Source organism: Kitasatospora sp. NPDC057500 (assembly GCF_042802195.1).
GTDB lineage: Bacteria > Actinomycetota > Actinomycetes > Streptomycetales > Streptomycetaceae > Kitasatospora.
The window spans coordinates 1-3,153 of the sequence record NZ_JBHVER010000386.1; the positions used below are offsets into that span (position 1 = coordinate 1).

Below are 3,153 nucleotides of genomic sequence, written 5' to 3' on the forward strand. Positions count from 1 at the left end.
GGCAAGATGTTCACCGGGAACACCGCGGCGCACACCCGGGGGAGGGCAGCGCTCGGCCTGGCCGCCTGACCCTTGGGCCGCCCCGGGCGCCCCGCCCGCGCCGGGCGCCCGGGGCGGACGGGAGGCGCGGACGGCCGCTCAGGCGTGCCGGTGGCGCCGGTGCGCGCCCGCGCGGTGCGCCCCCGCCCGGTGCGGGCGGTGGCGGTGCGCCGGGGCCCGCCCGGCGGCCAGGTCGGGCCGGGCCAGCACCGAGGTGAGCATGGCCGAGGCGACCGCCGAGACCGCGATGCTCGCCGCCGGGTACCGGCCGTCCAGGGCGAAGTGCGCGACCGTCCCGGAGAGCAGCGCCGACCCCACCGCCGTACCCAGCGTCAGCGGCCGCCCGGCCGGGAAGTACGCGGGCCAGGACAGCAGCACGGCGGCGCCCACGGCCACGCCCGCGAGGGCGAAGGCGAACGTCTCGACCAACAAGGATGCCTCCCCGGGGTACGGGCGTCCGGCGCGAGGCCGGTCGCACTGTCGCCGTACCCCGGCCGCCCCACCCGTACACCCGGCCCCGTCCGCGCCGCGCGGCGGCCGCCGCCGGAACGCCCGGGAACGACGGTGCCCCGCCCCCTCGGCCGAGGGGACGGGGCACCGGGCGAGGCCCGTGGCTCAGAGCGTGCCGAAGCCGACCTTGCGCGCGGCCGGCTCGCCGATCTCCACGTACGCCAGGCGCTCGGCCGGGACGATGACGCGACGGCCGTGCTCGTCGGTCAGCGAGAACAGCTTCTCGGTGCCCTCCAGCGCCTTGGCGACCGCCTCCTGGACCTCATCGGCAGTCTGCGAGCTCTCGATCACGATCTCGCGCGGCGCGTTCTGCACGCCGATCTTGACCTCCACGGCTTCCGTCCCTCCGGGGTTGCAGCCATCCACGCGCGGCGCCGTACCGCCTGGGACAAGCGGGCCCGGCGACCGCGCCGTACGGCTTCACCATAGAGCACCGGATCGGCACCCCGGCGAAAGCCGGTGGATCACCGGCCGGCGGCAGGGCCTTCCGGCGCCTCGGTGTTCGGGTGCATCGGGAAGCCCTTCAGCCCGCGCCAGGCCAGGCTGGCGACCAGCCGGACCGCCTCGTCGCGCGGGATCTCCAGACCCTGCGACAGCCAGTACCTGGCGGTGATCTGGGCCAGCCCGCAGACACCCGCGGCCAGCAGCTTGGACTCCGCCTCCGGCAGGTCGGTGTCCTCCTGGATCACCTTGCTGACCAGCGTCGCACTGGCCTCGGCGGCCCGCTCCACCCGCTCCCGCACGGCCGGCTCGTTGGTCAGGTCCGACTCGAAGACCAGCCGGAACGCGCCGGACTCGCTGGAGACGTAGTTGAAGTACGCCTCCATCGTCGCGGCCACCCGCAGCTTGTTGTCGGTGGTCGTCTCCAGCGCCTCGCGGGTCGAGTCGACCAGGGCGTCGCAGTGCTTGTCCAGCAGCGCCAGGTAGAGCTCCAGCTTCCCGGGGAAGTGCTGGTACAGCACCGGCTTGCTCACCCCGGCGCGGTCGGCGATGTCGTCCATGGCGGCCGCGTGGTAACCCTGCGCGACGAACACCTCCTGGGCGGCACCGAGCAGTTGTTCACGGCGGGCGCTTCGCGGCAGGCGGGCACCGCGCGGGCGCTCCTGCGCCTCCTGGATGGCCGTCACGGCGCTCCTCACTTCACGGGTCGTACGGGGTCGGCAAGATGACCGATTCTACTTTCGGGTAACCGCGTCCGCGCTTGCCAGGCACGATAAAAGCGGCGGTCCCCCTTGTCAGGAGCCCACAATACGGCGCCCACCACGGCCGTCGGCAGTGCCGGGGACGGGGCAATGGGGAACCCCGCCGCACCCGCCGTCCCGCGGGCCGCGGCGGCACCGGCTCACTACCATCGTCCCCCATGGACAGCGCTGAGCAGCAGATACTCCCGGAACCGGCCGCCCCGGCCCCGCTGCGCACCGTCGAGGTGCCCGGCGCGGCCCTGGCCGTGCACCGGCCCGCCGGGGACCTCGCGCCCGGCGACGGACGGGCCCCCGCGCTGTTCGTGCACGGGCTCGGCGGCTCCGCCGCCAACTGGACCGAGCTGATGGCCCGGCTCTCCGGACAGCTCGACGGCGAGGCCCTCGACCTGCCCGGCTTCGGCGCCTCCGCCCCGCCCGCCGACGGCAACCTCGGCCTGTCCGGGCACGTGCGCGCCGTCATCGGCTACCTGGAGGCCACCGGTCGCGGCCCCGTCCACCTCTTCGGCAACTCGCTCGGCGGCGCCGTCGCCGTACGGCTCGCCGCACTGCGCCCCGACCTCGTCCGCAGCCTCACCCTGGTCTCGCCCGCCCTGCCCGAACTGCCCCCGCAGCGCACCGCCTGGCCCACCGGACTGCTCGCCGTCCCCGGCCTGCCCGCGCTGCTGCGCCGGCTGCCCGCCGGCCGGCGCGGCCCCGAGCAGGTCACCGAGGACCTGCTCCGGCTCGTCTACGGAGACCCCGGCAGCCTCTCCGAGGCCGCCCGCGCCGAGGCCGTCGCCCAGTACCGGCGGCGCACCGAACTGCCTTACGCGATGCGGGCGCTGGCCGGCTCCGCGCGCGGGATCGTCTCCGCCTACACCGAGCGCGGCGACCAGGCGCTCTGGCGGCAGGCCACCCGGGTGACGGCCCCCGTCCTGCTGGTGTACGGGCTGCGCGACAAGCTCGTCGCCTACCGCTCCGCCCGGCGGGCCTGCGCGGCCTTCGCCGACTCCCGGCTGCTGGTGCTCCCCGAGTCCGGGCACGTCGCCATGATGGAGCACCCCGACGCCGTCGCCCGCGCGGTGCGCGAACTGCTCCGGCAGACCTGACCCCCCAGACCTGCCCCCAGACCTGACCCCCGACGGCGGGGCACGACGGACACCCTGTGATCGGCCGCCGTTAACGCCATGATCGGGACGAGGTCACTCCGGTTCACTCGATCAGGTGGCAGCCAGGCAAGTGACCGATGGATTGCCCCGGGCCGGACCTACCTTTCTGCTGTCGGACCGAACAGGTGTGGGGGGAGTCGCGGCCGCCGGAGAAACCGGAGGGCGGCCGCGCGAGGGACGCCGACGGCCGCTGCCGGCCGCCGGCCCGGCCACGGCGCCTCCGGCGGACCGCCCGCCCCCGCCCGGGCCGCCCC

Annotated in this window: 4 protein-coding genes; 1 reads left to right on the top strand and 3 read right to left on the bottom strand. The window is 75.7% G+C overall.

Translation table 11 applies throughout. The features are described 5' to 3' along the window. Window positions 1–138 precede the first annotated feature (138 nt). The 3 genes from ACFU74_RS36695 to ACFU74_RS36705 all read right to left on the bottom strand — a co-directional run bounded on the left by ACFU74_RS36695 (window position 139) and on the right by ACFU74_RS36705 (window position 1,676). The gene (locus ACFU74_RS36695; protein WP_380764472.1) at window positions 139–471 is read right to left on the bottom strand and encodes a hypothetical protein; all 333 of its coding nucleotides are present in this window, start codon (window positions 469–471) and stop codon (window positions 139–141) included. Between the two features lie 183 nt (window positions 472–654). Further along, on the bottom strand, window positions 655–882 hold the full coding sequence (locus tag ACFU74_RS36700; RefSeq protein WP_380764473.1) for a DUF3107 domain-containing protein: 228 nt from the start codon (window positions 880–882) through the stop codon (window positions 655–657). Window positions 883–1,013: 131 nt separating this feature from the next. After that, complete coding sequence (locus ACFU74_RS36705; protein ID WP_380764474.1) at window positions 1,014–1,676, bottom strand: TetR/AcrR family transcriptional regulator; 663 nt, start codon at window positions 1,674–1,676, stop codon at window positions 1,014–1,016. 233 nt (window positions 1,677–1,909) lie between these two features. Between ACFU74_RS36705 and ACFU74_RS36710 the strand changes: the two genes are divergently transcribed. Further along, complete coding sequence (locus ACFU74_RS36710) at window positions 1,910–2,839, top strand: alpha/beta fold hydrolase (RefSeq protein ID WP_380764475.1); 930 nt, start codon at window positions 1,910–1,912, stop codon at window positions 2,837–2,839. Window positions 2,840–3,153 lie beyond the last annotated feature (314 nt).